Source organism: Spiractinospora alimapuensis (assembly GCF_018437505.1).
Taxonomy (GTDB): Bacteria; Actinomycetota; Actinomycetes; order Streptosporangiales; family Streptosporangiaceae; genus Spiractinospora; species Spiractinospora alimapuensis.
In genome coordinates, this window is record NZ_CP072467.1 from 1,367,703 (window position 1) to 1,393,495 (window position 25,793).

Here is a 25,793-nt window from a genome sequence, read left to right on the forward strand (position 1 = left end):
GCCCATCGGGAGGTCTCCCCAATGGACAGACCCAACGCTATCGCTCGCCCTGAGGTTCATCGGTGGCGTCGCCGTGGACCGGCGCGCATCCGGCGCTACATAGCCGTAAGGAACCGCTGGTCCTGGTGGTGCACCTGCGGACCTCGGGAAGGAGCCGCATCATGAAGATCCGCGAACGGCAGTTCCCGGGAACCGCGGACTCAATTCCGCAGACACGCGAATGCCTGCGGCAGTTCCTCGCCCCAACGCGAGTTCCCCTGGTGCTGCAACAGGACGCGGAAGTCATCCTCAGCGAACTGGCCACCAACGCGGTACGTCACTCCCGCAGCGGAGTGAAAGGCGGCCGCTATACGGTCGTCCTCCGGCTGGGAGCCACTCACCTCATCGTCGCGGTAACCGACGCCGGCGCAACTTCCATTCCCCACCCTCGCCGGCCCCTCTCCCTGGAGCCCGGAGGACGGGGGCTCACAATCGTGCAGGCCCTGGCCTCCAACTGGTGGACATCCACTACACAGAGCCGCTGCACCGTCGTCGCCGAATTTGCGCTACGGGGGACACAATGAGCTTCCGCCCCGTGCCTCCGCTCACCCCCGAAGAACGGGAACAACTACGGCCCAAGCCACCTCCCGTGAACGAGTTCGTGCGGGCCTGCCGCAACCTCGCCCTCCACTCACCCCGACTGCACCGCGACGGCATCACCACCGAACTCGACGAAGACGCGTTCCGGGTTCTCGTCCGCCGAGGCGACCAAGCAGTCCACCTCACCGCCACAAGTAACGGCTGGGCCACCGACCCCAACTACCCCGAACTCCACCTCCCGCTGGAGAGCACAGTCCCACTCGAACGCCAAATTCACGCCATCCTCACCCAGTCCGACTGAGAACCAGCCCGGCCGCGCGCCAGAACCGGCCGAGCACCCCGGGCCCCGCGGCACACAGGAGGGGGAGCCGCAGGGCCCTCTCAGCTCCCCAGCAGGAACACTTCAACGGCACCACGCCTAGTGACCTGGTGTCCATGGCCAGGGGCGAGGGCCGTATTGGCCTCTGACACAGGCGAGTCGGAAGTCAGCTTCCGTGCACATGGAAGGCTTATTGGGGGCGTGTTGGGCGAAGTAGAGGCACATCCGCAGCTCGCGGATGTCGCGCAGGGTCTCGAACCCGGCCCCGGTAGTGACGTCGTGTCCGTAGATCCCTATGAAGTGGCGGTACTCCGCAGCCGAGACCCACCCGAAGGACGTGTGCTTGATTGCGGTGGAGACCAGGTCCCATTCGGGTCGTCCGATCGAGGACCGTTCCAAGTCCATCAGCCAGGTCGCACCGTCGGTTGTGCGGGCGATGTTGCCGACCCACGCATCGCCGTGCACCACGCACTCGCCCAAGCCGTCAGGGAGTTCGTTCCACGCGTCGCGGAGGTCGGCGAGGTAGCCGCGTAGCCAGTCGCGATCGCCGGCGGTCAGAGTGGTGGCCTGGTCGATGCGCTGGTCCAGCCGCACGAACGGATCGAGACGACCCAGCGGCAGGTCCCGCGGCGGGGTGAGCGCGTGCAGGGCACGGATCAGATGGGCAACGTCGGCAACCCTTCCCGGACCGTGCGGAGGTAGCTCTTCCCACCAGGTCACGGCATACTCGCCCACCATGGTGGGTTGGTCGACATCGAGCACGCGCACCGCCGCAACACCTTGCTCGGCAAGCCAACGGGATAATGCGACCTCCCGCGCCGCAGCGGCGTGTTGCCCGGGCCGGGCGATGCGCGCTACGGCACCAGCCCGCACACGCATGACCGCGTTCTCACCCAGGCGGATGACCTCGGCAGCCTCGGGGACGATCTCGGCGTGGCGAGCGGCAGTGGCCAGAATGCGCGCGTAGGGATCGGGGATCGTCATGAGGCAGCCACGAGGGTCGCGATGCGTTCGCGCAGCTCGTTCACGTCTCGCTCGGGGGCAACGTGGCCGGCGATGTCGTGGAGTTCACGCAGGTCGTCTTCGGCACGCCGGGAGCGCACCCGACCCACGTCATCCAGGGCTCGGTCAGCGGCGCTGATACCGCGTTCGGCCTCGCGTTGGTGCATCAGCAGTGAGGCGAGCTTGACGCCGGAGATAGCGCGGGAACGGGCATAGACATCGTCGTGTCCCTCAACCGCCGCGCTCAGGCGGTCGACCGCGGGACGAGCGGGGTGGATGTCGGCCACGGCGAGATCCCACAGTGCATGCCCGGTATCACCGGCGTGTTGGGCGGCGTCGTAGTAGCCCATCCACCTGGGAGCAGGCAATGGCGACTCGGAGGCGGAGGCGTCGTCGGCGTCGCCGACCGCGGCGAGGGTCTCTTGGCGTTGGCCCAGCTTGGCGTGGGCGCGAGCCCGGGCGGTGTGCAGCATTGCCCGCTCGGGGGATGAGAGTCGTTCCGCGCGCACCAAGCCGAGTTCGGCGTAGGTCAGCCCGTCATCGGGGCGACCGCGCCAGATGGCCTGACGCGAGCGGTGGGAGTAGATCTTGGCGCGCAAGTGCCAGTCGCCGGCTTCTTCGGCGCAGTCGGTGGCGAAGGCGAAGGCCCGTCGGGCGTCGTCATGGGCGTAGGCGTCGAAGGCCATGAAACCGCCCACCATGAACAAGTGCGCCACCGCCGCGAACGCTCGGTCGCGCAGGCTGGGAGGGCAGGGTGCTTCCAGGAGTTGGGCGGCCCAGTAGAGCTGGCCGACGACGGCACCGCGAATCGCGGTTCCGCCGTAGCTGTGGTCCCAACTGGTGAAGACCTGTGCCGCATCGCGCATCTGGTCGATGTCAGAGGAGTGGATCTGCGCCGGTCGAGAGAAGCCGGTCAGGGAAGCGCTGAAGGCGAGCAGGGGAGCTACGACCAGGCCGGCTCCGGCGGATTTGAGAAAAGCTCGGCGTTCCACGTCATCCAGGATGCTCCGCACCTGTGCCTTATCGCCATGAACCGCTTCACTCTGAGGGGGTTTGTCCGACTTAGGCAATGTTGCCTTGGCTTCGGCATCGAGCAGTTTCCATGCGCGGCGGAGCACTCCACCGGTCTGTAGGACCTCATCGAGCTGGGCTGCGAGTTCTTCGGTGCAGTGGCGATCGTTGGTCTCGATCTTGCGGATCGTGCTGTCGCTGGCCCATACGCGTTGGCCAAGTCCGCGCTGAGTGAGTCTGCGCAGAGTGCGCCAGTAGCGCACCTCAGCGCCGAACCAGTCGCTCGCAGACCGCTCGGGACGCAGCGGCTTTGGGGGAAAGGGCATCAATCCTCCTTCGTGCTGAAGCGGACACCCCTCGTTGTCCGCTTCAGCATCTCGACTCTCTCCCGGGAGCGCTAGCTCAATAGGACCATGAGTTCTTCCGTCGAGGCTTCCGACAGCAGCACAATCCCGGTCGCCGGCACCCCGAGGGCCGGGTGTTGCCCCCAGCGGGTTCTCGTCACTGGAGCGGGCGGGTTCATCGGGTCCCATCTCGTCGAGCGCTTGCTGGCTGAGGGGCGGTGCGTGATCGGTCTGGACGAGCGATCACCGTGGCGTAACGCCGAGGCAAGGAGGAACCTCGGCGCGGTACTAGATCACCCCCACCTCCGGTTCGTTCAGGCCGACGTCGGCCACCCGAGTGTGGTGCTGCTGCTGGAGGGCGTGACGACCGTCTTCCATCTGGCAGGCCAGAGCGGTGTCCGAGAGTCGTGGGGGCGGCACTTTACCCGCTATGCCGAGGTGAACATCCTGGGGACGCAGCACCTGCTGGAGGCATGCTGGGCGGTTGGAGTGCAGCGGGTGGTACTGGCCTCTTCCTCCAGCGTGTACGGCCCATCGGCGGGGCGCCCCTTTCGGGAGATCGATCCGGCGGCGCCGTTGTCGCCCTACGGGGTGTCGAAACTGGCAGCCGAGCGCTTGGCCCTGGCATATGGACGGCGCACGCGGGTGCCGTTTGAGGTGGTGGCTCTGCGCTACTTCACGGTCTATGGGCCACGCCAGCGCGCGAGCATGTTGATTGCCCGCGTGTTAGAGGCGACGTTGACCGGCGAGCCGGTTCCGGTGTTCGGCGATGGTTCCCATCGCCGGCACTTCACCTTCATCGATGACGCGATCGGGGCCACCGCCGCTGCGGGATGGTGCTCGGTGGACTCGCCGTGTGTACTCAACGTGGCGGGCCCGAGCACGGCCTCGGTTCACGAGGTGCTCGAGGCTGCAACCTCCATCACCGGCAAACACGTCCGCTTCTGTCTCCAAGCGGAGCGGGGCGGAGAAGCCGTGATCACGGAAGCTGATCTTGATCGAGCCGCTTCCGTGTTGGGTTATCGCCCTGGTGTCGGTCTTACCCAAGGGATGGCGGCCCAGTGGCACTGGCTATCCCGGACCACCACGGCTGAAGAACCGCCTGCTGCCTCTTCGATGCCAGTGAGGGAGGGGAAGTAATGATCACGGTGCGAGGCGACTCAGCGAACGAACTGTTCGCTGCGGCGGTCAGCGCGGTGTCCTGGCATGGGGCCTCGACCGCCCCGCGGGGGTTGGAGACCTCGGAGGTTCTGGGCGCTCATCTGTGCCTGACTCAGCCGCGGCGCCGCCTGGTGGAGCTGGCGCCGGTGCGCGTGGTGAACCCGGCGTTCGCCGCGGCCGAGGCGATCTGGATTCTGTCAGGCAGCGATGCGGCCTGGATCTATGACTACAACGATCGGCTCCGTGACTTCGCCGATGAGGGCGTGTTGCTGGGCGCCTATGGTCCGCGGCTGCGCCGGTGGAACGGCCGTCTCGACCAACTGGAGCGGGTTCGTGACCTGCTGTGTCGCGACCCGCAGACCCGCCGAGCCGTGATCCAGCTCTATGACCCGGGCCGCGATTCCAGCGAGCACAAGGATGTGCCCTGCACGTTGGGGTTTCGCTTCTACCTCCGCGACGGTCGGCTGCAGATGCACACCACCATGCGCAGCCAGGACCTGTGGCTGGGGTTCTGCTACGACCTGTTCACCTTCACCGTGATCCACGAGCTCATGGCGCACTGGGTAGGCGCGGAACTGGGCGACTACCACCACCATGTCGACTCCTTGCACCTGTACGCCCAGCATCAACCGGATGCGGCCCGCATCCCCCGCACGGTTGAGGCAAGCCGCACCTTTGCCCCGTTGGACGCGGAGTGGAACGCCTTCGACGACCTCCTGCAACAGACGCTCCTCAGTGATCCAGAGCCCCCGGGTGTATGGGGAGAGTTCAGTTCGACCATGCGCAGCTACCGGTTGTGGAAATCTGATGACCGCGAGGAGGCACGGGCCGTCGCGCGGCAAGCGGGCGGAGTGCTCGGCCCCGCTGCGCTGACCTGGTACCACCACCTGGCCCATCGCGGGATCGCCGCGGCACCGTGACCCGAATGGAGGGACGACACGTGGTCAGTCTTCCGAGCGTGCTTGGCGTGTGCAGCGGCACCCACGACTCCGCCGCGGCGCTCATCGCCGAGGGCAAGCTCATCGGCCTGGTCGAGGAAGAACGCCTCAACAGCGAGAAACACACCCGCGCCTACCCCGACCAAGCGATCACCCGCCTGTTGGACGAAGCTGGCCTCAGGCACTGCGACGTCGACGCTGTGGCCTACAACTTCGAGCCCGCTGCGTACCGACGCGGCGCGTGGACCAGCCTGGGCTACCTTGCCACCGCCTCGTCTTGGCGCCGCGCGCTGCCGCGCGCCCGCAGCTTCCACACTGTGCAGCGGCGAGCAGTCGGACGCCTCGCCGATCTTGCCCGCCGCTTTCCCCACGCGACGGTCGACGGGGTGGAGCACCATCGTGCGCACGGGCTGTATGCGTTCGCGGCATCCGGCTTTGACGAGGCCGCTGTGCTCATCGTGGACAGCCTGGGCGAGACCACCGCCACGAGCATCGCCCACGCGCGAACGGGGTCAATCACTTCGCTGGAGTACCGGCCTCTGCGCCGTATCAGCGATCCTGCCTCACTGGGTTATGCCTACGGCGCCATCACCGAGCACCTGGGGTGGCGCCGCGGTGACGAAGAGGGCACGGTTATGGCGCTGGCTGCACTGGGGGACCCCGGCCGCTTCGGGCCCTTGCTGCGCCAGGCGATCGGCCTGACAGACGATGGGTTCTCCCTCAATCCTCGGTACTTTCCTCTGCGCGTGATATCCAGCCGCTACCCGCGTCTGTCTTCTCGTTTCATCGAGACGGCCTGTCCTCCCCGCGCTGGCCATGAACCGCTGGAGCAGGTCCACGCTGACTTGGCCGCGGCCCTACAGGAACGCGCCGAGCAGGTCATGATCCACCTGGCCAGACTCGCTAAGCGGCTGAGTGGCGCGTCCCGGTTGTGTGTGGGCGGCGGGGTCGCGATGAACTGCCTGGCGATCGGGCGCGTCGTCGAACGGGGCGGATTCGACGAGGTCGCGGTCCCGCCCGCTCCCGGCGACTCCGGGACGGCAGCCGGCGCCGCGCTGGCCACCCATGTGGACTCCGTGGGTGCCCGGGTCGAAAAGATCGCTCAGCGTTGCTACCTGGGCCCCTCCTACGACGAGCACACCCTTTCGAACCGACCCCGGCCGGGCCTGTCGGCCCGACGTGTGCCCCGTCCCGCACGGCATCTGGCTCACGAGTTGGCTGCCGGCCGCATCGTCGGAGTATGTCGCGGCCGGTTGGAAGCCGGACCGCGCGCGCTAGGCAACCGTTCGATCCTGGCCTCCCCACTCCAGGTCGAGGTCGTCGAACGGTTGAACCAGACCGTGAAGTTCCGCGAGCCTTTCCGGCCTTTCGCGCCGGTGGTGCTGGAGGACAAGGCCGCCGACTACTTCACCCTGGGCCAACCCGCCCCGTTCATGTCGATCGCCAGCGGCGTCACCGAACTGGCGCGCCGCACGATCCCGGCCGTCATCCACGTCAACGACACCGCCCGCGTCCAGACCCTCACACCTGAGGACAATCCTTTCCTCGCCGAAGCGCTCACGGCCTTCGCCGAGCTGACCGGAGTCCCGGTGCTGATCAACACCAGCCTGAACATCAAGGGCAAACCGATCTGTGCCACCCCCGAGCAGGCTCTGGACTGCCTGGCCGAGTCCGGTCTGGACGCCCTTCTCGTCAACGACTGGTGGGTGACCAAGTGAGAATCGGCTACAGCTTCTGGGGCTTCCTCGGATCCGGTGTCACCGATACTCCGGACGGAGGGCGCAGCCACCGGCGCCCGCTCATCGACGGCCTCGTTGAGCGTGGACACGACGTTGTGTTCCTCCAGCACAATCGCGACCTATTGGAGGCCGACACCTCGATACGCACCTACCGATGGCACAGCGGCCTGCCCGAGATCGAAGCCCTGATGCTGGAGTGGCGCTGGCCCATCCCCGGCCGCAACACCACTCGCTGCGGAACGCCGGGCCACACCTGCGACCTGCACCGCCAAGACGAGTTGATCCGCTACTACATCGACACCCTCGGCGTGCCCACACTGCTGTGGGATAAAGATCAGCAGCTTGCCCTCGACGACCCGTTGCGCTCCCACCCCGCCGTCACCGTCTGCGAAGCAGCCCTCGCCCCCACCCCCGGGGCGCGTTCCCTCCTCTTCCCAGTTCCCGATCACGTCGTGGCCAGTGCTGACCCTGTCGCCCTCGCCGCACAGCACCGCGATCTGGCGCTGGTATATGTCGGCAATCAGTACGACCGCGACCGCGACGACGCCTTCGACCGCCTGTTCGCTCCTGCTGCGGCCCGCCACCCCCACCTGGTCGCCGGAAAGTGGCCCCACACCCGAGCCTGGCCGCACGTCCGATTCATCGGCCGCCGCCCGTTCGGCGACGTCGAACGCCTGCACCGACAAGCGTTGACCACGATCCTGCTCGCCCCTGGCCGCTACGCCCGCAGCGGCCAGATCACCCAGCGTCTGTTCGAAGCCGTCCTGGCCGGCTGCCTGCCCCTCGGACCCAGCGACACCCACCGCATCGGCGACGTTCTGCCCCGCGAACTCCTCGTCGACGACGGCGACCACGCGGCCGACCGCATCGCCGATCTGCGCGCCGTCGCCGGAACCCGACAGCACGCCGACTTGCTGGCCGCGTGCCTGGATCGCCTCGACCGCTTCCGCCTCTCCCGCCAACTCGACGTCATCAACGACATCTTCTCCACCCCCGCACCAACCCCGTGTGGAAGAGGAACGTGATGACCACCAGGCGCACCACCGGCCCGCTCCCCAGTATCCAGGGCATGATGTGTCCGCATCGGCTTCTCCTTCGGCGCGCTCACACCCACTCCCTGTCGGGAAGTGAAAGCGTCGAGACTGCATCTCACCGACACCCTGCCTGTATTCGGAGTAACGTCACTAGTGATGGACAGGATCGCGATCATCGGTTGCGGCGGCAGCGGCAAAACCATTCTCGCCCGCCAATTGGGAGCCGCCCTGCAGGCTCCGGTTACCCACCTCGATGTCGTCTACTACGACGACGGATGGACCCCCCTGCCTCAGGAGAAGTTCGCTGCGCTGCAAGAGGAGCTGGTTGCCCAGAGCCGCTGGGTGATCGACGGCAACTACGCCTCGACGTTACCGATCCGCTTGGCGCGCGCTACAACTGTTGTCTTCTTGGACCTGCCCGCGCTGACCTGCCTGTGGGGGATCGCCCAGCGCCGGTGGAAACACGGCGGCGGGCAAAACGACGCTCTCGGCGTCTACGACCGCATCAACCTCGGCTTCATCAAGTACGTGTGGAACTACCGCACCACCATGGCCCCGCGCGTGCGTGCCCTGATTGCCGAGCACGCCCCGCACGCCGAAGTCCACACCGTGCGCTCCCGCCGTGCCGCCAAGCGCCTGCTGTATCAGCTCACCGCCCAAGCACGCCCCGACTCCTAACGGGACAGGAGGTTGGGCGTGCCCTCGGCTAACCCCTTCACCGACCCCAGCCTCCACCAGCTCTATGCCACCCCGCAGCGCCTGACCGCGCGCACGAGCGCGCTGTTGACCGCCCGGGTATCAGGTACGCCGGTCGTCGACGTGCTCGGCGACCTGCTGCACGCCCACCTCGCGCTGCCGATGGACGCAGCCCGGATTCTCGACGTTGGCTGCGGGCGCGGCACCACGACCCGCGCCCTGGCCGCGCTCAGCCCACAGCTTCTGGTGGCCATCGATGCGTCCGCTGCCCTCATCGCCACCACCCGCGCCCGAATTGACACCACGGAGCAGCACGGTGCCTGTGTGGCCGACTTCCACCGCCTACCCTTCCCCGCGGAAACCTTCGATGCCGCCGTAGCGGCCTTCTGCCTCTACCACGCACCCCGGCCCTCCGCCGTCATCGCCGAGATCGCCCGCTGCCTGCGCCCCGGCGGGGTGTTGATCGCGGTGACCAAGGCCCGTGACAGCTACCACGAACTCGATCACCTGCTCGCCTCCACTGGGCTGGACCCCGGCGCGCCGACTCGCCCCAGCCTCTATGCCTCTGCCCACAGCCACAACATCACCACCCTGGCCGCACCGACGCTCACCGTCCGTGATCTACGTCATGACCGGCACCGGTTTCGCTTCACCGACCTTGGCCACTTGGCGCGCTACCTGGTCACCACCCCGAAATACGACCTGGCCGCACCACTCCGCCAGAACCCCGGCACCCTGGCCGATGAACTGCGCCGCCGTTGCCCCGACGGGCCCATCGACACGTCCTCGACCGTCACCTACTTGGTCGGAGCACGGCATGACTGAAGTGTTCACCAAGACCTACCCCGACCCCGACCGTGCCCGTACCGCAGCGCACCACCACCAGTGGCTCGCCGATCTCGGCGCTCCTGTCCCCGAGCTACACGCACTGGACAGCAGCGGGCTGCTGTTTCGCCATCTCCACGGTCGCCGCGCACACCGCAATGATCTCCCGGCCATCGCCTCTTTGCTGGGACAACTCCATGGACGCGCCCACCGCACGCAACTGCACACCGCCCGCCTGGACCAGGACTTCACCACCCGATGCGGCCTTACCCTGGCAGGCTTCATCGCCCCACGCCACGCGCGGCTGCACCGCCACCTCCAGCAGGGCTTGATCACCTCCGGCCAGCTTCACCACGCCACCGGCATGCTCGCCCACGCCCAAGCGCAGCATGCGGCGTTCTACAAAGACACCAACATCCGCAACGTCCTCATCACCCGAAGCGGCCCGATGCTCGTCGACTTCGACGACCTCACCCTCGCACCGTTCGGCTACGACCTCGCCAAACTACTGCTCAGCGCTGCAATGACCTACGGCCACCTTCCCTCCAACATCTACGCCACAGCCCTGGCCGCCTACAACGATGGTGTCCAAGCCGAAGGCGAACCGGCGTCTGCATGTCCCTGGAACGACCTCGCACAGTGGCTCGAACTCCAGCACCTGCTCACCATCGGCTACCTCGGCCACAACGGCTACCGACACCGGTGGGATGCTGTACGTCCTTGGAGCTGACCCTGGCCAACGGGCGTAAAGAGCCCGCTGAAGTGCGGGAATCGCAGTGATCTTCGAATCGGTGAGGTCATCCCAAACCAGCCCAGTGGGACGTGCCGCAGAGGGGCAGTCGATGGCTTCATCTGGAGTAACGATCACGTCGACACCGAAACTGTGACGCACCCACGACTTGCAGAGCATGCACGGTGGTCAGGGTCAACGTCCCTGGACCGACCAGTCCCGCTTCGATGAGCAGCGCCACCTCGATACCGGAGAAGCCTGCTCCCTTACCCCAACCCCACGCCCACGGCATCCCCCTGTGCGGCGTGTCCCTGGGTTTGGTCGAACACGACCGTCCCAAGCGTTAATGGGCGGCGGTCCATGGAGTGGTGGCGTTGGTGCGGAGTGTGGCGATGCGGTGGTCGAGTTGGCGGGCCGCGTTGTGGTCTCCGCGGTCACTGCGGCGGATGAAGGTTCCCAGGGAATGGAGGTCGCGGATATCGATCAGAAGTTCGAGGCTTCTCCATGCGTGGGCGGGGTCATAGCCGTAGGCGTTGAGGAAGGCGACGCATTCATCGCGGCGGCGGCCGAAGCGGCGGCCGCCGTGCAAGGTGTTGGCGAGATCGAGCTCGCGTGGGCCGACAGCGACTTCGTCCCAGTCGCCAAGCCGCACGCTCCCCGTTGCGGTGTCCCAGAGGGTGTTGGCTGGGTAGGCGTCGCCGTGGATCAGGCCAACCCCGAGGTGGCTGGTGAACCGCGCGTAGGCGTCAAGAAGTTCGGCTCGACGCTCGCGCAGCCATATTCGATCCTCCTGGGACAGGGTGCGGCTGTTGGTAAGCGCGGGGCCGAGTCGCTCCAGCGGCTGGTAGGTGGGCAGTTCGATCGGCGCGTCTACGACGTCTGTTTGGTGGAGTTGGCGCAGCAGTATCCCGAGATGCTGAGCCGGCGGCCGTTCAATTCCCGGCTGGGGGTAGTAGCGCCAGAACGTGACGACGTGACGCGCCGTTGTGATGGGGATGTCGACCGTTGTCGGTTCAGTCACCGCGACCCCCCGGTCGACAAGCCATCGCGTCATAGTGAGCGCGGTGCGCTGACGCTGGAACCGGTCCGTCCCGGTGACGCGCGCAATGATCTGCTCCCGGGGCAGCAGGTAGATGTCCGTACTATGTCGGCTCAGCGCGCGGAGTCCGGTGACATCGAGCCCCGCGACAGCGATCGCTTCGGCCACTGCGTTCATTGAGGGCTCACCGTGAATCCGTGCAGGAGCTCGACCATGGTTTGCGCCGGTCGGGAGACCGAAGATCGGTCGATGAGGACGCGACCGAGTTCGTTCACCGCAGGATGGAGCTGGTGGATGCGCATATCTGGCGGCAACTCCGTCAACGCGAGCAGATGCGTGGCGGCCTCGTCGTCGGCGCCACTAGTGACCAGGGCACCGACGAGGTCGACTCTAGCAATGGCCTCGTCCCCATAACTGTGTTGGTCAGGCGGGACCGCACTGTATAGGTCGAGGGCTCGGCGGGTGTCGGAAATCGCGTGATGAAAGTGACCAAGCAGTCGGTGGGTCCCCCCAGAATAGAAGGCTTGCTTCGCTTCGGGAAAAGCGAATAACCCCGCCACATTAACGCCAAGGTCTTCCGGATGAGGAGGCACCTCCCGAGCTCGCGCCAGGCGGCCCAACGCCTTCAGCGCCAAATCGGAATCCCCACAGCGTGCTGCGGCACGCGCTTGAATCGCAGCGGCCCGGACACCTGTCGCTCCTCGAGGGAGAAGCTCAAAGGCAGCGGCGGCGTGTTGGACCGCAGTGCCCTCCTGGCCGGGTATCCACTCACAGATCAATGCTGAAGTGTTGTGCGTGGCCGCACGCAAGGCGCGACTGTTGGACTCCGAGGCGAAACGTGCCGCCATCGTGAGGTAGGAAGCGGCTCTGCTGGTCCGCCCCCGGTTCTGCGCCGCGTGCGCCTGGAGTAGGTTCGTCGCGCCGGCGATCACCCGAAGACGGTCGAGCTGGCTGGGCGGAGCGATATCCAATAGATCCACTGTCTGGCGACCCAGTTCATCAAGTGGAAGCGCCACATCCTGGAGCGGTCGGTGCACATACTCCGCAGCAATCCGTACGAGTTCCCCATGCAGCACATCCGCTCCACCCCCACTGACATCTATCTCCGGGACCACCAGCTCACCACCCCACGGCGGCGCTTTCCCTACGAGGCTCGCTGGCGTGAACCCGGTGTCCTCACTGACACATGGGCTGTGGTTGAAGATGGCCTGTATCCGGTCTTGGGCTACACCGAAGAGTTCAGACAGGCGTATGCGCACGCCGGGTTTGGGGATGCTGGTGCCGCGTTCCCAGCGGGAAACCGTTGACGGTTCAACGCCAAGCGCATGGGCGAGCTGTTCTTGGGTGTAGGCCGCACCTTCACGCAATTCGATGAGGCGGTGTCGCCGTTGTGCCATGGCGCTTTCCCGTGGAGTCGGCGTCGAGAGTGGTCGCATCGTAGCGCTACACGCCTACCTCACGCCTAGTCCACGCCCAGTGGAAGCCTCATCCACGCTCTGGTCGATTTGACGCCTGCGAGATTCACTCGAGGACACAGCTTCTCGCCCCCACACAGGAGTCAAGAGCCATGTCCGATCCTGCGGATTTCATGAAGCACCTCGCCCCGTCCGAGGGAGAGGCAACTCCCTGGGCGGAAACGCGGATCGACACCTCTCGTGCGTCGATCGCTCGGGCGTATGACGCGGTGTTGGGGGGCAAAGACAACTTCGCCGCGGACCGAGAGGTCGCCGAGAAGGTCAGGGAGGTGCCCGGGGCATCTCTGCTTCCTCGTGACAACCGGGCGTGGATCGGTCGGGTGGTGCGGTGGCTCGTCGGCGAGGCGGGCATCCGCCAGGTCATCGACATCGGCAGCGGGCTTCCGACCGCGAATAACGTGCATGACTTCGCGCAGGCGATCGCGCCGGAGACTCGGGTGGCCTACGTCGATAACGACCCCATCGTCCTCGCCCACGGCCGCGCGATCCTTGCCAGCGACGACAACGCCACGGTGATCACGGCGGATGTCCGTGACGTCGACAGTGTCTTCGACAACCCGGATCTCCGTGACCTGATCGATCTCGACGAGCCCTACGCCATTCTGGTGGCCTCGGTGCTCCACCATCTTCCCGACGGTGAGGACCAGAGGGTCGCTGCGGAACTGCGTGCTCGGATCGCCTCGGGGAGCTACCTGGCGATCGCGAACTTCCACGATCCCGGCGACCCCCGTGCAGCCGAGCTAGAGACCGCCCTGGTCGAGAAGGGGCTCGGCTCCGGCTGGGTCCGCCCCTACCCCCAGCACCGGATGTATTTCGGCGACCTCGACCTCGTCCCTCCCGGGCTATGCCCGGTGAACGAGTGGAATCCGGACGAGAACACGCCCTCGGAGTCTCCGGTTCACCACCTTTACCTCGGTGGTGTCGCGCAGCGTCGGTAGTGCCGTCTGGTGGAGCCGCGTCTCTGTGTGGGGGCGTATGCGTCGTGCTCGGCCGACGTGCGGCTTCGGCGGCTTTCCCCCTGGTCATCGAAAGGATTGTGTTGTTCTCGTTGTCTGAGCGTCGTGTGGGTTCTCGGTTGAGTGACCGGGTGATGGACCATTCCGTTGTCCGGTTGTGCCCGGGGTGGCCGCCGGTGGATATGTCGGCGGAGGCGGATGTCGTCTACAAGGCCTTGAAGCGGGATGGGCCCGCGGCGCCGATCGATATGGCCTCGGTGTCCGGCGTTCCGTTGGGGGCGATCCACCTGGGAGTGCTTGAACTCCTCAAACGCGATGCGGTGTTGGTGGTGGATCCGTTGCTGGGCAGTGACGTGGGTGCGCCGCACACGTTGGCGTCTGCTGCCGTGCCCGCCCTGCACACTCCCGCTACGAAGCGGTGTTCGTTTCCCGTGGGTCTTGTTCTCGCTGGGGGTGGGGCTGTCGAAGCGCTGGCTGGGTTGGGGGACGTGGTCCCGGGCGCTCCCCGCCTCTACGCGCGGGTCAGCCTGGCGCCGTATCGCCTGTACGTGTGGACGGTGCCGGAGTGTGACCCGGACTTCCTGGGTTCCCGGGCCCGCGGCAGCCTCGGCGTCATCGTGGTCCCCGACCGTCACGATCAGGCGGAAGCGTGGGTGCGGGAGGCCGAAAGGATCAGCCGCCCCTGTGTCATCGCTGCCCCCCACTCCCCCACGCCCGCGGTGTCAGCGCCCGTGGTGCGGGTCCAGGTAGAGCCGCGGAACCAGTGCTCGGCCCTGTCGGTGCGGGCGGCGATGGTCACTCTCGCCGCGATGCTCACCGGTTCCCGGGGGAGCGTGACGTGAGGAAGATCCTGATCATCGGAGCGGGCCAGGCCGGGCTCCATCTGGGGCACGGGCTTGTGGCGGCCGGTTATGACGTGACGTTGGTGTCCGCGGAGAGCTCGACGGACATCCGCCACAAAAGACCGCACGTCGCGCAGTTCACCATGCCCGCCGCCCGGGGGTTGGAGCGGGCGCTGAACCTGGAGTTTTGGGGTGCTGACGCGCCCGAGATCTTCGGGGCCACGCTTCATCTCTACACACCGGAGGGTGCGGCGGTGTCGTTCTCGGGCGCGTTCGATGGCCCGGCGACGTCGGTGGATCGGCGCGCGAAGATGGCGGACTGGCTGGAGTCCCTGGAGGACCGCGGCGCGAAGGTCGTCGTGCAGGGGGTGACGGTCACCGACCTGGAGTACTTCGCACGCATGTTCGACCTCGTGGTTGTGGCGGTGGGACACGGCGAGCTGGGGGAACTCTTCTCCGAGAACGTGGGCTCGTCGATGACGGCGCGGCCCCGGATCATCGCTCAGGCGCTCCTCGACGACGTCGCCCGTGGCGACGAACGAGCGATCGTCGCGTCCTCCCCGCAGGCCCGGGTGATCCTCGCGCCCACCCTGACGCCGCAGGGCGTGTGTCACGCGCTGTTCATCGTGGAAGACGCGAACGCCGGAACCATCGACGCCTGGGCCTCGCGGCCGCGCCCCACCGAACAGCTCGCCCTGATGCGCGATCTCCTGAGCACGCACGCTCCCGCGGTATATGAGGCCGTCGCCGACGCGACTCCGATCGACGGGTTGAGCACCACGGTGCAGACCATCCGGCCCCACGTTCGCCACCCCGTCGGGCGCCTCCCCTCAGGAGGCACGGTCTTGGGGTTGGGCGACGTCGTCATCAGCCTGGATCCGATCGCCTGTCAAGGCTGGACCGTGTCGACCATGGCCGCCACGGCCTACCTCGACCGCATCGTCGCGCACGCGGATCGCCTTTTCGACACCGCCTGGATGGCCGACACGTTCGCCGCGTTCTGGAGCGGCCCTGGAAACGGCACCTACGCGGGTGCTGGGCGGGCCAGCGCGACGCTGGCAGCCGCGCTGGACGGCATGTGGTCCCCCAACGCACCGGCCCACCTGGGCGAGATCGTCACCGCGGCCTCCACGCATCCCGCCGTGGCGAACCGCTTCATCGGAGACCTGATCGACCCCCGCCGCTACGAGTCGTGGCTGTACGACCCAGACACGGCCCGCGGGTTCATTCGGCAGGTCGCCCGCCAGTAACCCCCCGACTGGAAGGACCGTGGAGTGTCTGAACGTCGAGAATCGATTCCACTACCGCGCGTGTGGAGCCGGACCGGGATGCGGTTCGTCTACGACTGGGCCGTGATCCATGGCACCTACCGCTGGTGCTGGGGATGCCCCAAAACTCACATCGAGCTGCTCTACCGCCGCTCGGTGCGCACACGACACCTGGAGATCGGCCCCGGGAGCGGCTACTTCCTGAACCGGCTCCCGTGGTTCATCCGCGACTTGCGTCTGCTGGACCTGTACCAGGGGCCGCTGGACGCCGCGAGCTGGCGGCTGCGCCGGTTCCTACCGGCGACCTATCGCCGGGACGCCCTCCACCCCTTCACCGTAAAGGCGGCAATCGACTCGGTCGGGATGTCCATGGTGCTCCACTGTCTCCCGGGAGACACCATCGCCGACAAGGCCGTCGTCTTCGACCACGTCAGTGACGTGCTGCGACCGGGTGGGGTGTTCTTCGGCGCGACCGTCCTCACGCACGGCGTCCACAACCGCGGACCTGGCCGCTGGATGTCCGCACGCCTCAACCGGGCCGGGATCTTCTCCAACCTCGGCGACGACCTCGCCCAACTCCACGAGGAACTGGAGAAACGCTTCCCCGGCCCCGAAATCCACGTGGTGGGATCGGTCGCGTTGTGGCGGGCGGTGGCCCCATGACCCCCGAGGCGCCACCCGCAGACCGTGTGGTGCTGGTCGGGATCGGGTGCCGGCTCCCCGGCACCATCACCACCCCCACCGCGCTGTGGCAGGCACTCCTGGACGGCCGCGTCAGCGTCGACGAGGTGCCACAGCCACAACGACAGCAGTGGGAAGCACAGCTCGCCCCACAGGACCGCCCCACCCACCCGCGAACCGCCGGAATGATCAACTTCGAGGAGTTCGACCACACCTTCTTCGGGTTGCCGCCCGGCGGCGACCACTATGACCCCCTCCAGCGCGTCCTGCTGGAGGTTGCGTTCGAGGCGCTCCAGGACTCCAGTATCGCTCCCTCGACACTGGCCGGCGGAGAGGCGCCGCGGGCCGGGATCTATGTCGGATCGGCGACCGTCGACCCCGCCACTCGCCGGTTCGCCCCCGGGCAGCAACCGACCGTGCTCGCGATCGGCGGAGGCGGCGCCGGCATGTTGGGATCACCGCTCGCCCGCCATCTCGACGCACGCGGACCCCTGGTCACCTTCGACACCTCCTGTTCCAGTGGCCTCACGGCCGCGCACTACGCACGCCGTGACCTGGAATCCCGCGACGTGGATGTCGCGATCGTGTGCGGCGTCAATAGCGTCCGTAACTCGGTCGTCACCCGCGCGTTCGCCGACGGCGGGGTGCTTTCGGAGGAGGCGCGGCCCTTCGACGTCGCCGCCGACGGGTACGTGCGCGCGGAGATGGTCGTCGTCACCATCCTCATGCGCCACACCGACACCCAGGGGCGCCGAGCGTACGCCAGCATCCTGACGAGCCGGATCGCCAACGACGGACGATCCCCCGCCCTGGGCGCACCCCGCGTCGCGGCCCAGGCAGAGCTCCTGCGCGACACCTGGACACAAGCCGACATCCCACCCGCGGAGGTGCCCTACCTCCACACGCACGGCACCGCGACGCGCGCAGGCGACCGTGCCGAAACAGAGGCGATCGCCCGCGCCGGCTTCGGCACGAACACGCCCGTGACGCTGGGGACCGCGAAGGCCAACTTCGGGCACGGAGAAGGAGCAGCAGGAGTCCTGTCCCTGGCCGCGACCGCACTCACCCTCCACCACGGACACATCCCCCCAACACCGGGACACCAAGAACTCCCCGCCCGGCTCGCGCGGCTCCCCATCGCCGTCCCCACCCAACCCCAGCCCTGGCCGGACGGCGCCCGCCGTGTCGCCGGAGTAACCGGGATCGGGTTCTCCGGAGCGACCGCCCACGCCGTCCTCGGATACGCCCCGGCCAGCGCGGTGACACGACCCGCACCCCCCGGTCCCGTGGTGGTGCCGGTCTCTGCCCACACCCCCGCCGCGCTGGCCGGCACCGCCACCGACATCGCCAACGCCCTCACCCGCTGCCCAGCACCAGTGAGAGGAGTCGCGGCCACCGCGATCACCGGACGCGACCATCACACCCACCGCGCAGCCGTTGTCGCTTCCCGAACCGAGGACGTGATCGCTGCTCTGCGGGCCCTGGCGGCCGGTGAGCACCATCCCGCTCTCGCCGGCCCGCGTGACGCACAATCCCACGGGCGTGTGGTGTGGGTGTTCCCCGGCCAAGGCCGTGCCGAGGACGCGATGGGCCAGGAGCTCTACGCGCGTGAACCCGTTTACAGGGCCGCGATCGAGAAGGCGGTGGACGCGCTTCCCGCCCCTGGGTGGCATCCGGCCCGCGGCTACCAGTCAGTGTCGGTGCGCAGCGTTCAGCAGGCCACCTTCGCCCACCAAGTCGCGCTCGCCGCACTGTGGCGCCACTGGGGCCTGCGACCAGACGTCGTCATCGGCCACAGCCTCGGCGAGCTCGCCGCCGCACATATCGCCGGGGTGCTGGACCTGGACGACGCGACCCGCATCGTGACCGTGCGCAGCGGCGTACTGGAGCGCGCCGCCGCCCAAGGCGGCGGCCTGATGAGCACCTCCCTGCCCGCGCCCGACGCCGCCGCACTCGTCGAGAACAGACCCGGCGTCGCGGTCGCGGCCCTCAACGGCCCCCAGACGACGGTCCTCTCCGGGCCACACACCGACCTCGACGCCCTTCACCACGCGCTGACCGAACGCGGCGTACACGCCACCCGGATCCCCCACGGGCCCCCCGCCCACAGCCCCGCCCTCACCCCAGCACTCCCCGGGTTCGCACGCGCCATCCACGCGATCACCCCCCGCGCAGGCCACACCCCGATCGTGTCCTCCATGACAGGACAGGAGATCGCCGGAACCGCCATGGACAGCGACTACTGGACCCGACAACTCCGCGCCCAAGTCGACTTCCACGGCGCGCTCACCCGACTCCTCACCGGGGAGCCCAGCGTCGTGATGGAGATCGCGACACGCACGACCCTCGCCCCCGCCGTCCTCGACACCATCGCCCACCACGAACTTCCCACCACCGCACTCACCGCCGACAACGCCGCCGGAGAACACCACCACCTACTCACACTCACCGCCCACGCCTACACCCACGGCCTCCTCCAACCCCCCGCACCCGACACCCCCCACGAACCCCTGCCCCCAATGCGGTGGGACTACGCCGCCGAGATACCCCCCGACCTCGCGGACCGACTACACAACGCCACCCCCCAAGAACGCGCCACCCTGTGCACCACCACCATCCGCGCCCTGGTCGCCACCATCGCCCACCGGCCCATCACCACCGACACCACCGACCTCGCTTCCCTCGGACTCGGTTCGCTCGACCTCGCACGCCTCCACAGCCTGATCACCCACCACACCACAGTGCGCGAGATCTTCCCGACCCCCACCAGCACCATCACCGACATCACCAACACCCTCCACGCCCACCTCGCACACCAGAAGCCGCGCGGCGACCGGTGACCAGCTCCCCCCTCCCTACTCCCACCGGAGCCGGACCGCGTCGCCGCGCCACTCACGCCCTGTGTCCGTTGGGGGACGGACCGGGGCGCCCGCCCCCGAAGAATCCCGCGGTCGCTCTTCGGGGGCGGGTCTTCACCACGCCCGCCCACGCTCCTGAGGAGGTTCCCGCTCCCCGACCCGCTCGCCTCGAATGCACACCCGCTAGCCCGCTACTGCGTCACGAAAGCTTTCACCAACTCCATGACGACATCATCAGATCTCTCCACCACTCCGGCGCCGACACTGTGGGCCCGCGTGACTTCGCGTTCCTCAGCCCTTGCCTCCACGGCGCCCGTGGGCGCGTTCAAGGCATACGCGATTCTCATGGGTCTCTACGTGCTGGTCTTCGGGCCCTCGATCGCCAGCCAGGTCGTCATGATGGTCCGCGACGGAAGGATCGCGGCCACCGCCCCGAACCCCGACCAACTCTGGTTTGTGGTCGGCATGACATGGGCGATGGACTTCCTCTTGGTCGCGTTCGCCGGCATCGCCTTGTGGGTCACCGCCCGCACTTGCCGGATCAAGGTCACCGACATCTTCACCCCGGCCACGCGGCGCTCCTGGTGGCAGTCGCTCGGGGTGTTCTTCTCGGTTCTCGCGGCCTACATCACCGGAATGGGGGCACGCGCCCGACTGGAATCGACGATGGCGACGACCGACGTCGGAATCATCATGAACTCGGCCGATGAGGCACTCCGGATGGTGTTGCTTGTCGCGGTCGGGCAGTTCACCTCCGCGTTCGTGGAAGAGACCGTCGCCGTGGCGTGCGTGGTCCTGCTACTGACCGCTGCATCGCGCCCCACATGGGAAGTCGCCATCGTCCTCGTGATCGCCAAGGCGCTCTATCACGCCTACTACGGCTGGCCCATCCTCATCATGGCCCCGGTCACCCTCCTCACCGCGTGGATGTACTGGAGAACCGGGCGCCTCTGGCCCATCATCACCGCCCACGCGGTATACAACGGCCTCTTCACCGCCGTAGTCATCACCACCATCATCACGGCACCCGACGCCTTCTGACCCAGCCGAGCCGAGAGGCACCCACCATGGAACCCCGATGGCGAACCAGCAGCCACAGCGCCAAGTACAACTGCGTCCAGTGCACTACCGGGCTCTGGAGCGGAGGACACGGGAATCACACCATCGCGATTCGTGACTCCCAGAACCCCGACCTGGGACGAATCCACACCCCCGCACATGAATGGATCCGCTTCCTCGCCGCGATCCGCCACGACGAACTGTGAGCTCCTCGGGTGCAGAGCCCCCACACAGAGACTCGCACCCGCTCACACCACCTCCCACTCCGAAGCCCCTTCCCCTGGAGTTCGTTGTTGTCCGTCTCGAACAGTGTTGGTAGTCCGGTGTACGGCACGTCGCTCCAGGCCGGGTCGGTGCATGGCGACATCAATCTGTATCCGGTGGCCCCTAGTCGGAGGCCGCGTCAGTTGCCCGCGGCTTCGCCGCATTTCGTCAACCGGGAGCGTGAGCTCGAGACGATGCGGGAGCTCGTCGAAGCGGACGCGTCAGCGGATCGTTCGGCGTTGCTGTGTGTGGTGGGTCTGGGCGGGGTGGGAAAGACCGGGTTGGCGCTCCGTTTCCTACACAGTCTGGAAGCCGACGCCTTCGCGGGGTTCTTCTACGTGGATCTGCGCGGGTTTTCCCGTGGACGACCGGTGGGGCCGTCGGATGTCCTGGCGCAATTTCTGTGCGCGCTGGGTGTACCGCCGCCGGCGGTGCCCTCCGATCTCGCATCCCGCGCCGCCTGGTGGCGGACAGCCACGGCGGACCAGCGCCACGCCATCCTGCTCGACAACGCTTCCTCCGCGGCCCAGGCCCGCGCCCTCCTTCCCGGAGCCGGTGGACACCTCGTCATCGTGACCTCACGTCGCCGCCTCGACGGACTGACCATCAACGGCGCCCGCTTCCTGCGCCTGGAACCGTTGCGGGTCGACGACGCGGCGGAGCTCCTGCGCCGGATGAGCGCCCGGCTCCATGCGCAATCCGATCTGGAGGCGACGAGGCGCATGGCACAGTTGTGTGGAGGGCTGCCGATCGCGGTGAACTCGGTTGCTGTCCGAGCGGCCAGCGGGCGCTCCTTGGTCGCGGTCGCGGCCGACTTGGAGGGACGTCGTCGCCGGCTGTCAGTGTTGAGCGGCGAGGAGGAGGAGCACGCTTCCGTACAAGCGGCGTTCGACCTGTCATACGACGCGCTACCCGAGGAGGCTAGGGTGCCCTACCATCGGCTCGGGTGGCACATCGGTCCCGACATCACGGTCGACGCCACCCGGATACTGACCGGACTCGACGCGGCGGAGAGCGAAAGCGCCCTCGACACGTTGGTGGCCGCCAATCTCCTCACTCCAGTCGGAGAGGGCCGCTACCGGTTCCACGACCTACTCGCGCTCCACGCGCTCGCCAAGGCGCACGCGCAGGAATCGGAGTCGGAGCAATCTGCCGCGCTCACCCGTCTCACCACTTACTACGCCGAGCGGGCAAGGGCTGCCGATAAGGCGCTGCGGCCCTACGCCAGCTCGGGGAAATCAGAGAGCGTTCCCTTCGATGCCCCCGTCGCCGCGCTGGCATGGCTGGTTCGGGAACGCGACAACCTGCTCGTCTACGCGGAGCACGCCGCCGAGAACGAGGACACCGACTCCGCGGTAGGCATCGCGGAGGGCATGTGGCCGCTGTACCTGCACCACCGCGACGCCCAACGCTGGCTCCGTGCTTGCGACGCGGCGCTCCTCGTCACCACCGACCCACCCACGCGCGCCCGTCTGCTCAGCAAACAAGGCCTCGCCTACGGCTTCCTACGCCAAAACGACGCGGCCGACCGTGCCTTCGCCCACAGCGAAGCCATCTGGCAACACCAGGGCGACTTGTGGCGCCTGTCCCAAGTACGCCAACGCCGCGGACTACTCGCCAACGAGATGGCCGACTACCCCACAGCCGTCACCCACCTCACCGCCGCACTGGATATCGACCACGGCCAGCACCAACCCCACGACCGCGCCGTCACCCTCCTGGGCCTGGGCCGCGCGCTCATCAACACAGGCGCCACCCCCAGCGCCCGCCCCCTCCTCCAAGAAGCGGTCAACCTGCTCAGCGCCTCCCGGGACGACAACCACCTCAGCCGAGCCCACGTCGCCCTCGCCCGCGCCACCATGCACACCGACCCCCACACCGCTCACGAACGACTACGCAACGAACTCGCCGCACTACAACAGCGAGGATCAACACTGGGACGCGCCGAAGCCCACGAAGCACTCGGCGACCTCCACACCCACCAAAACAACACCGCGGAGGCCGCCAAGCACTACGAAACATCCATCCAACTCCTACGAACCATGGGCTCCCACACCCCCGCCACCAGAATCGAAGAACGGTTGGACAGACTCACACGGTGACTGCGGGGTCGTCGCCAGTAGCTGAGTCAGTAAGAGTGGTTGAACGTAGGTTTGGGCCACTCATCCGATTCCGTAGACGAGTCGGCCGAGTAGGGGTAGCGCGTGTGGATGATGGTTCCGCGCCGCTTCGCGCAGCCATTCCGCCCCTTCGTCCATTCGTGCCGATTCGATCAGTACGGCTCCGAGGGTGACCATGGCGTCAGGGAGCGCGTGCTTTTCAGCCGCTTCTCGTATCCAATACTCACCCTCCCGTTGGTGGGTGATGTAGAGAAATTTACCGCACAGGTGCATGGCCACTGGTTCACCGGAATAAGCGGCGTCTCGAAACCAGCAGGCGCTTTCATCGATATTTCCGCGAATTCTTAACGCGAATCCGAGATAAGTTCGTGTGTGCGTGCCGGCTGAGTTTATTGCGAGGGCAGTGCGGAGTAATACCTCTGCCTCCAGTGGCATTCCGAGGGCTATGAGGCGCCTCGCGATTGCGTCCGCACTGTGGCCCAGTACGCGTTTTCCGAGGAGTGATCTGATGTAATGCCCGGACTCATCCGTGCATGGAAGTGGGGATGTATTGGATCGAGGTCTTATGGCGAACGTGTCACCAGCTTCCACGGCTTTGTTTAGCCACAATTTGGATTGGTGTAATTGGCCGAGATCGATTCGGGAAATGGCCCACGCAGTCATTGCCTGAGGGACTCCTGCGTGGATGGCGCGTTGCCACCAATACTCGGCTTGCTGTGTGCGGCCGGATTCGTACAGGAAGTTTCCGAACGCGGTCATCGAACCGGGGTGAAGGCACTCCGCAGCTTTCCGGAGCCAGCGCTCGGCCTCGCTGACTTTGTCTTTCTCGTGGGCATTTGCCTGCTCACGCAGGATGACCCCCAGGAGGAGCATCGGCTTCGGGCGTTCATCATCCTTGATCGACTTGCGGACGGCTGATTCGGCGTGCCCCAACAGGCGAGCGCTGAACGCGGTCCATGCGATCTGGTTGAGCTCGCTGGGGTCCGCGAGTTCGATCGCGGCGTCCCACACATCGTCAGGGATCGGTTCGTCTGTGGTGAGGTAGTCGAACGCTCGCCATCGTTCGCCGTCGTGATCGGTCGGGATGAGCAGACCATGCGTGCCGACTGTGGGTGTGGTCGCCCAAGCCCAGGCCTCATCATCGGTTTCCGCGAGAGGTGGTGGCGGAGGAAGGGTCTTCCGTGCCAGCCGCTGGATGTCGTGTCGGGATTGCGGGCTGGAGAGTCCCGTACCGTCAAGGTGAATGAGGAGCTTCACCGTGTGATACCCGAGCACGTGGCCGTCCGCACCGTCGTCGAATCGGTGCTGGAGTTCCGGGCCGGATGCGAGGCGCACGGCGACACACCGTTCCGGGTCGGTGCTGGCATCGACCAGTCGCGGGTCTCCGGAGTCCGCCGCGCTTCGGCGTTCGTCCGAGGTCCAGCCCCTGGACAGCGGGACCGGTGTCAGGGCGTCCAGGACCGGGTACCCGAGCTGGTCTCTCTCGGCCTCCGCGGCGGGCGGTCTCAGCGCATTGAACGGGTCGATGCGCATGGTCGCGGCGACGATCACATTGCGTTCGCGTAGCTCATGCAGCGTTGCTGGGTCAAGCCCGGCATGAGGCAGACGGCGGTCGAGATCGTCCAACCACAGGACCCACCCTCGACGCCGCCGCCAGCGCGGTTGCTTCGTGAGCCATTCGGCGAGGAGGCGAAGGTCGGCGTCCTCGGGAGGCTGAAGCGCGAATCGTTCCCCCATCTGATTTGCCAGGACCTCGGCCAGCAGCCGCGACTTGCCAGCCTTTGACCTCCCGGTCACCACGACACCGTAATGGAAGCGTTCGTCCGCCGCGCGAAGCTCCTCGCTAACCCTGAACCTCGATTCCCTCCGGATGAACGGGATGGACACATCCATCGCAGGCGAGGTCCGGGCCAGCACACGCACCGACACCCGCGGAGCCTTCGTCACCCAGCCAGGCGCTGATGAGCCACCCGATCTCAGCACCCACGCCACCGCGGTCGCTGCCGCCAGAGCAACCCCCGCGATCCAGGATCCCCGCTCCACGGCCGTCCACGGCAACCGCTCCACACCGAACCCGACAGCCCCCAACGTCAGCGCAGCCCCACACGCGAGAACCACCATCACCCGCAGAACGATCCATCGACCACGCATGCCGTGATTCTGCCGCGAACCACGTCCCGACACGAACCGGACCGCGTCCAGCCCGAGCAGTCAACGGCTTGACGACTGGGCATAACACCGTTCGGTGCGACGACGAACTTCAGCCCACGCCAGGTGCGGATATCCAGACAAGGTCAACGACGAAACCAGATGAGCGAACCGACACAGAAGAGGGAACCGAACACAGAGCCCATGCGAATTCACACCGAATACGGGATCAATACAGATCGAGCAAGATCAACGCGGAACCCAAATATCCAACCGAGAGACACACACAGAGCACACCGACGACCACACCGCTAACCCTGAACCGAGAAACGTATAGCGCAGCCATGAACACCACATTAAGAAGCACCCCAAAGGGGGTGCCATATATTAGCGCCCCAAAGGTAATGGGCACGAGCGTTGAGACCACGGCATCGAGATCCCCAGCCCACAATGCAAAGAATGCGAAAGCCGACGCCCACCCCAGAAGCATGTTACCCGCAACGATTACGCCCAATCTCCATCGAAGCACATGGCCAACCGACGTTAAGGTCAGTGTATAAACGGCAGAGAACACCAGTGCACCCACGACCTGGAGCGCCGCACCTGATGCTGTCAGAAAAGAGGAACCATCGAGCCTGAGGAGGAATCCACAAAGTGTCGTAATATAAATTGTACTGCCTGTGATGAAAACGGCACGCCGCCTCA

22 protein-coding genes are annotated in these 25,793 nt (G+C 66.7%); 17 read left to right on the top strand and 5 right to left on the bottom strand.

Features of this window, described 5'->3' with window-relative positions; genetic code table 11:
• Positions 1 to 161 precede the first annotated feature (161 nt).
• Positions 162 to 563 (top strand): ATP-binding protein, encoded by a 402-nt coding sequence (locus tag J4H86_RS06335; protein WP_236542568.1) that lies wholly within the window; start codon positions 162 to 164, stop codon positions 561 to 563.
• Positions 560 to 880 carry a hypothetical protein gene (locus J4H86_RS06340; RefSeq protein WP_236542569.1) on the top strand — a complete coding sequence of 107 codons (321 nt, stop codon included), beginning with the start codon at positions 560 to 562 and terminating at the stop codon, positions 878 to 880. The genes J4H86_RS06335 and J4H86_RS06340 overlap by 4 nt, the downstream gene beginning before the upstream one ends.
• A 117-nt stretch (positions 881 to 997) precedes the next feature.
• Here the strand turns inward: J4H86_RS06340 and J4H86_RS06345 are convergent, their stop codons facing one another.
• Both J4H86_RS06345 and J4H86_RS06350 read right to left on the bottom strand, forming a co-directional pair.
• Entirely contained in the window at positions 998 to 1,882 is an 885-nt protein-coding gene (locus J4H86_RS06345) for a phosphotransferase enzyme family protein (protein ID WP_236542570.1), read from the bottom strand.
• Positions 1,879 to 3,237 (bottom strand): helix-turn-helix domain-containing protein, encoded by a 1,359-nt coding sequence (locus tag J4H86_RS06350; protein WP_236542571.1) that lies wholly within the window; start codon positions 3,235 to 3,237, stop codon positions 1,879 to 1,881. Before J4H86_RS06350 ends, J4H86_RS06345 begins: the two co-directional genes overlap by 4 nt.
• An 87-nt stretch (positions 3,238 to 3,324) precedes the next feature.
• On the opposite strand from J4H86_RS06350, the gene J4H86_RS06355 reads away from it, so the two are divergent.
• From J4H86_RS06355 to J4H86_RS06385, 7 genes are all read left to right on the top strand, one after another.
• Complete coding sequence (locus J4H86_RS06355; RefSeq protein WP_236542572.1) at positions 3,325 to 4,395, top strand: NAD-dependent epimerase/dehydratase family protein; 1,071 nt, start codon at positions 3,325 to 3,327, stop codon at positions 4,393 to 4,395.
• Entirely contained in the window at positions 4,395 to 5,336 is a 942-nt protein-coding gene (locus J4H86_RS06360; protein WP_236542573.1) for a thymidylate synthase, read from the top strand. The genes J4H86_RS06355 and J4H86_RS06360 overlap by 1 nt, the downstream gene beginning before the upstream one ends.
• A 20-nt stretch (positions 5,337 to 5,356) precedes the next feature.
• Positions 5,357 to 7,072, top strand: coding sequence for a carbamoyltransferase family protein (locus J4H86_RS06365; RefSeq protein WP_236542574.1), 1,716 nt, complete (start codon positions 5,357 to 5,359; stop codon positions 7,070 to 7,072).
• Complete coding sequence (locus J4H86_RS06370; RefSeq protein WP_236542575.1) at positions 7,069 to 8,118, top strand: hypothetical protein; 1,050 nt, start codon at positions 7,069 to 7,071, stop codon at positions 8,116 to 8,118. The genes J4H86_RS06365 and J4H86_RS06370 overlap by 4 nt, the downstream gene beginning before the upstream one ends.
• Before the next feature lie 165 nt (positions 8,119 to 8,283).
• Positions 8,284 to 8,805 (top strand): P-loop NTPase family protein, encoded by a 522-nt coding sequence (locus tag J4H86_RS06375; RefSeq protein ID WP_236542576.1) that lies wholly within the window; start codon positions 8,284 to 8,286, stop codon positions 8,803 to 8,805.
• 18 nt (positions 8,806 to 8,823) lie between these two features.
• Complete coding sequence (locus J4H86_RS06380) at positions 8,824 to 9,648, top strand: class I SAM-dependent methyltransferase (RefSeq protein ID WP_236542577.1); 825 nt, start codon at positions 8,824 to 8,826, stop codon at positions 9,646 to 9,648.
• On the top strand, positions 9,641 to 10,378 hold the full coding sequence (locus J4H86_RS06385) for a phosphotransferase (RefSeq protein WP_236542578.1): 738 nt from the start codon (positions 9,641 to 9,643) through the stop codon (positions 10,376 to 10,378). Before J4H86_RS06380 ends, J4H86_RS06385 begins: the two co-directional genes overlap by 8 nt.
• Positions 10,379 to 10,721: 343 nt before the next feature.
• On the opposite strand, the gene J4H86_RS06390 is transcribed toward J4H86_RS06385, so the two are convergent.
• Together J4H86_RS06390 and J4H86_RS06395 are read right to left on the bottom strand one after the other, a co-directional pair.
• Positions 10,722 to 11,594, bottom strand: a complete 873-nt coding sequence (locus J4H86_RS06390; RefSeq protein ID WP_236542579.1) for a phosphotransferase — start codon at positions 11,592 to 11,594, stop codon at positions 10,722 to 10,724.
• The gene (locus tag J4H86_RS06395; RefSeq protein ID WP_236542580.1) at positions 11,591 to 12,814 is read right to left on the bottom strand and encodes a helix-turn-helix transcriptional regulator; all 1,224 of its coding nucleotides are present in this window, start codon (positions 12,812 to 12,814) and stop codon (positions 11,591 to 11,593) included. The genes J4H86_RS06390 and J4H86_RS06395 overlap by 4 nt, the downstream gene beginning before the upstream one ends.
• A 170-nt stretch (positions 12,815 to 12,984) precedes the next feature.
• On the opposite strand from J4H86_RS06395, the gene J4H86_RS06400 reads away from it, so the two are divergent.
• From J4H86_RS06400 to J4H86_RS06435, 8 genes are all read left to right on the top strand, one after another.
• Entirely contained in the window at positions 12,985 to 13,830 is an 846-nt protein-coding gene (locus tag J4H86_RS06400; RefSeq protein ID WP_236542581.1) for an SAM-dependent methyltransferase, read from the top strand.
• A gap of 194 nt (positions 13,831 to 14,024) precedes the next feature.
• A complete protein-coding gene (locus J4H86_RS06405) occupies positions 14,025 to 14,690 on the top strand; it encodes a hypothetical protein (RefSeq protein WP_236542582.1) in 666 nt (221 codons plus the stop codon).
• Entirely contained in the window at positions 14,687 to 15,940 is a 1,254-nt protein-coding gene (locus J4H86_RS06410) for a styrene monooxygenase/indole monooxygenase family protein (protein ID WP_236542583.1), read from the top strand. The genes J4H86_RS06405 and J4H86_RS06410 overlap by 4 nt, the downstream gene beginning before the upstream one ends.
• A 24-nt stretch (positions 15,941 to 15,964) precedes the next feature.
• Entirely contained in the window at positions 15,965 to 16,621 is a 657-nt protein-coding gene (locus J4H86_RS06415) for a class I SAM-dependent methyltransferase (RefSeq protein WP_236542584.1), read from the top strand.
• Entirely contained in the window at positions 16,618 to 19,479 is a 2,862-nt protein-coding gene (locus J4H86_RS06420; protein WP_236542585.1) for an acyltransferase domain-containing protein, read from the top strand. Before J4H86_RS06415 ends, J4H86_RS06420 begins: the two co-directional genes overlap by 4 nt.
• Positions 19,480 to 19,773: 294 nt before the next feature.
• Complete coding sequence (locus J4H86_RS06425) at positions 19,774 to 20,538, top strand: CPBP family intramembrane glutamic endopeptidase (RefSeq protein WP_236542586.1); 765 nt, start codon at positions 19,774 to 19,776, stop codon at positions 20,536 to 20,538.
• 26 nt (positions 20,539 to 20,564) lie between these two features.
• Positions 20,565 to 20,762: a DUF397 domain-containing protein gene (locus J4H86_RS06430; RefSeq protein ID WP_236542587.1), complete on the top strand. Its 198-nt coding sequence runs from the start codon at positions 20,565 to 20,567 to the stop codon at positions 20,760 to 20,762.
• A gap of 201 nt (positions 20,763 to 20,963) precedes the next feature.
• The gene (locus tag J4H86_RS06435; protein WP_236542588.1) at positions 20,964 to 22,922 is read left to right on the top strand and encodes an AAA family ATPase; all 1,959 of its coding nucleotides are present in this window, start codon (positions 20,964 to 20,966) and stop codon (positions 22,920 to 22,922) included.
• 60 nt (positions 22,923 to 22,982) lie between these two features.
• Here the strand turns inward: J4H86_RS06435 and J4H86_RS06440 are convergent, their stop codons facing one another.
• Positions 22,983 to 25,091, bottom strand: a complete 2,109-nt coding sequence (locus J4H86_RS06440; RefSeq protein WP_236542589.1) for an SEL1-like repeat protein — start codon at positions 25,089 to 25,091, stop codon at positions 22,983 to 22,985.
• Positions 25,092 to 25,793 lie beyond the last annotated feature (702 nt).

Excerpts from the sequence above, each read along its gene's own strand:
- J4H86_RS06335 (WP_236542568.1), top strand. The coding sequence starts at position 162 with ATGAAGATCCGCGAACGGCAGTTCCCGGGAACCGCGGACTCAATTCCG.
- J4H86_RS06340 (WP_236542569.1), top strand. The coding sequence starts at position 560 with ATGAGCTTCCGCCCCGTGCCTCCGCTCACCCCCGAAGAACGGGAACAA.
- J4H86_RS06345 (WP_236542570.1), bottom strand. The coding sequence starts at position 1,882 with ATGACGATCCCCGATCCCTACGCGCGCATTCTGGCCACTGCCGCTCGC.
- J4H86_RS06350 (WP_236542571.1), bottom strand. The coding sequence starts at position 3,237 with ATGCCCTTTCCCCCAAAGCCGCTGCGTCCCGAGCGGTCTGCGAGCGAC.
- J4H86_RS06355 (WP_236542572.1), top strand. The coding sequence starts at position 3,325 with ATGAGTTCTTCCGTCGAGGCTTCCGACAGCAGCACAATCCCGGTCGCC.
- J4H86_RS06360 (WP_236542573.1), top strand. The coding sequence starts at position 4,395 with ATGATCACGGTGCGAGGCGACTCAGCGAACGAACTGTTCGCTGCGGCG.
- J4H86_RS06375 (WP_236542576.1), top strand. The coding sequence starts at position 8,284 with ATGGACAGGATCGCGATCATCGGTTGCGGCGGCAGCGGCAAAACCATT.
- J4H86_RS06385 (WP_236542578.1), top strand. The coding sequence starts at position 9,641 with ATGACTGAAGTGTTCACCAAGACCTACCCCGACCCCGACCGTGCCCGT.
- J4H86_RS06390 (WP_236542579.1), bottom strand. The coding sequence starts at position 11,594 with ATGAACGCAGTGGCCGAAGCGATCGCTGTCGCGGGGCTCGATGTCACC.
- J4H86_RS06395 (WP_236542580.1), bottom strand. The coding sequence starts at position 12,814 with ATGGCACAACGGCGACACCGCCTCATCGAATTGCGTGAAGGTGCGGCC.
- J4H86_RS06400 (WP_236542581.1), top strand. The coding sequence starts at position 12,985 with ATGTCCGATCCTGCGGATTTCATGAAGCACCTCGCCCCGTCCGAGGGA.
- J4H86_RS06420 (WP_236542585.1), top strand. The coding sequence starts at position 16,618 with ATGACCCCCGAGGCGCCACCCGCAGACCGTGTGGTGCTGGTCGGGATC.
- J4H86_RS06430 (WP_236542587.1), top strand. The coding sequence starts at position 20,565 with ATGGAACCCCGATGGCGAACCAGCAGCCACAGCGCCAAGTACAACTGC.
- J4H86_RS06440 (WP_236542589.1), bottom strand. The coding sequence starts at position 25,091 with ATGCGTGGTCGATGGATCGTTCTGCGGGTGATGGTGGTTCTCGCGTGT.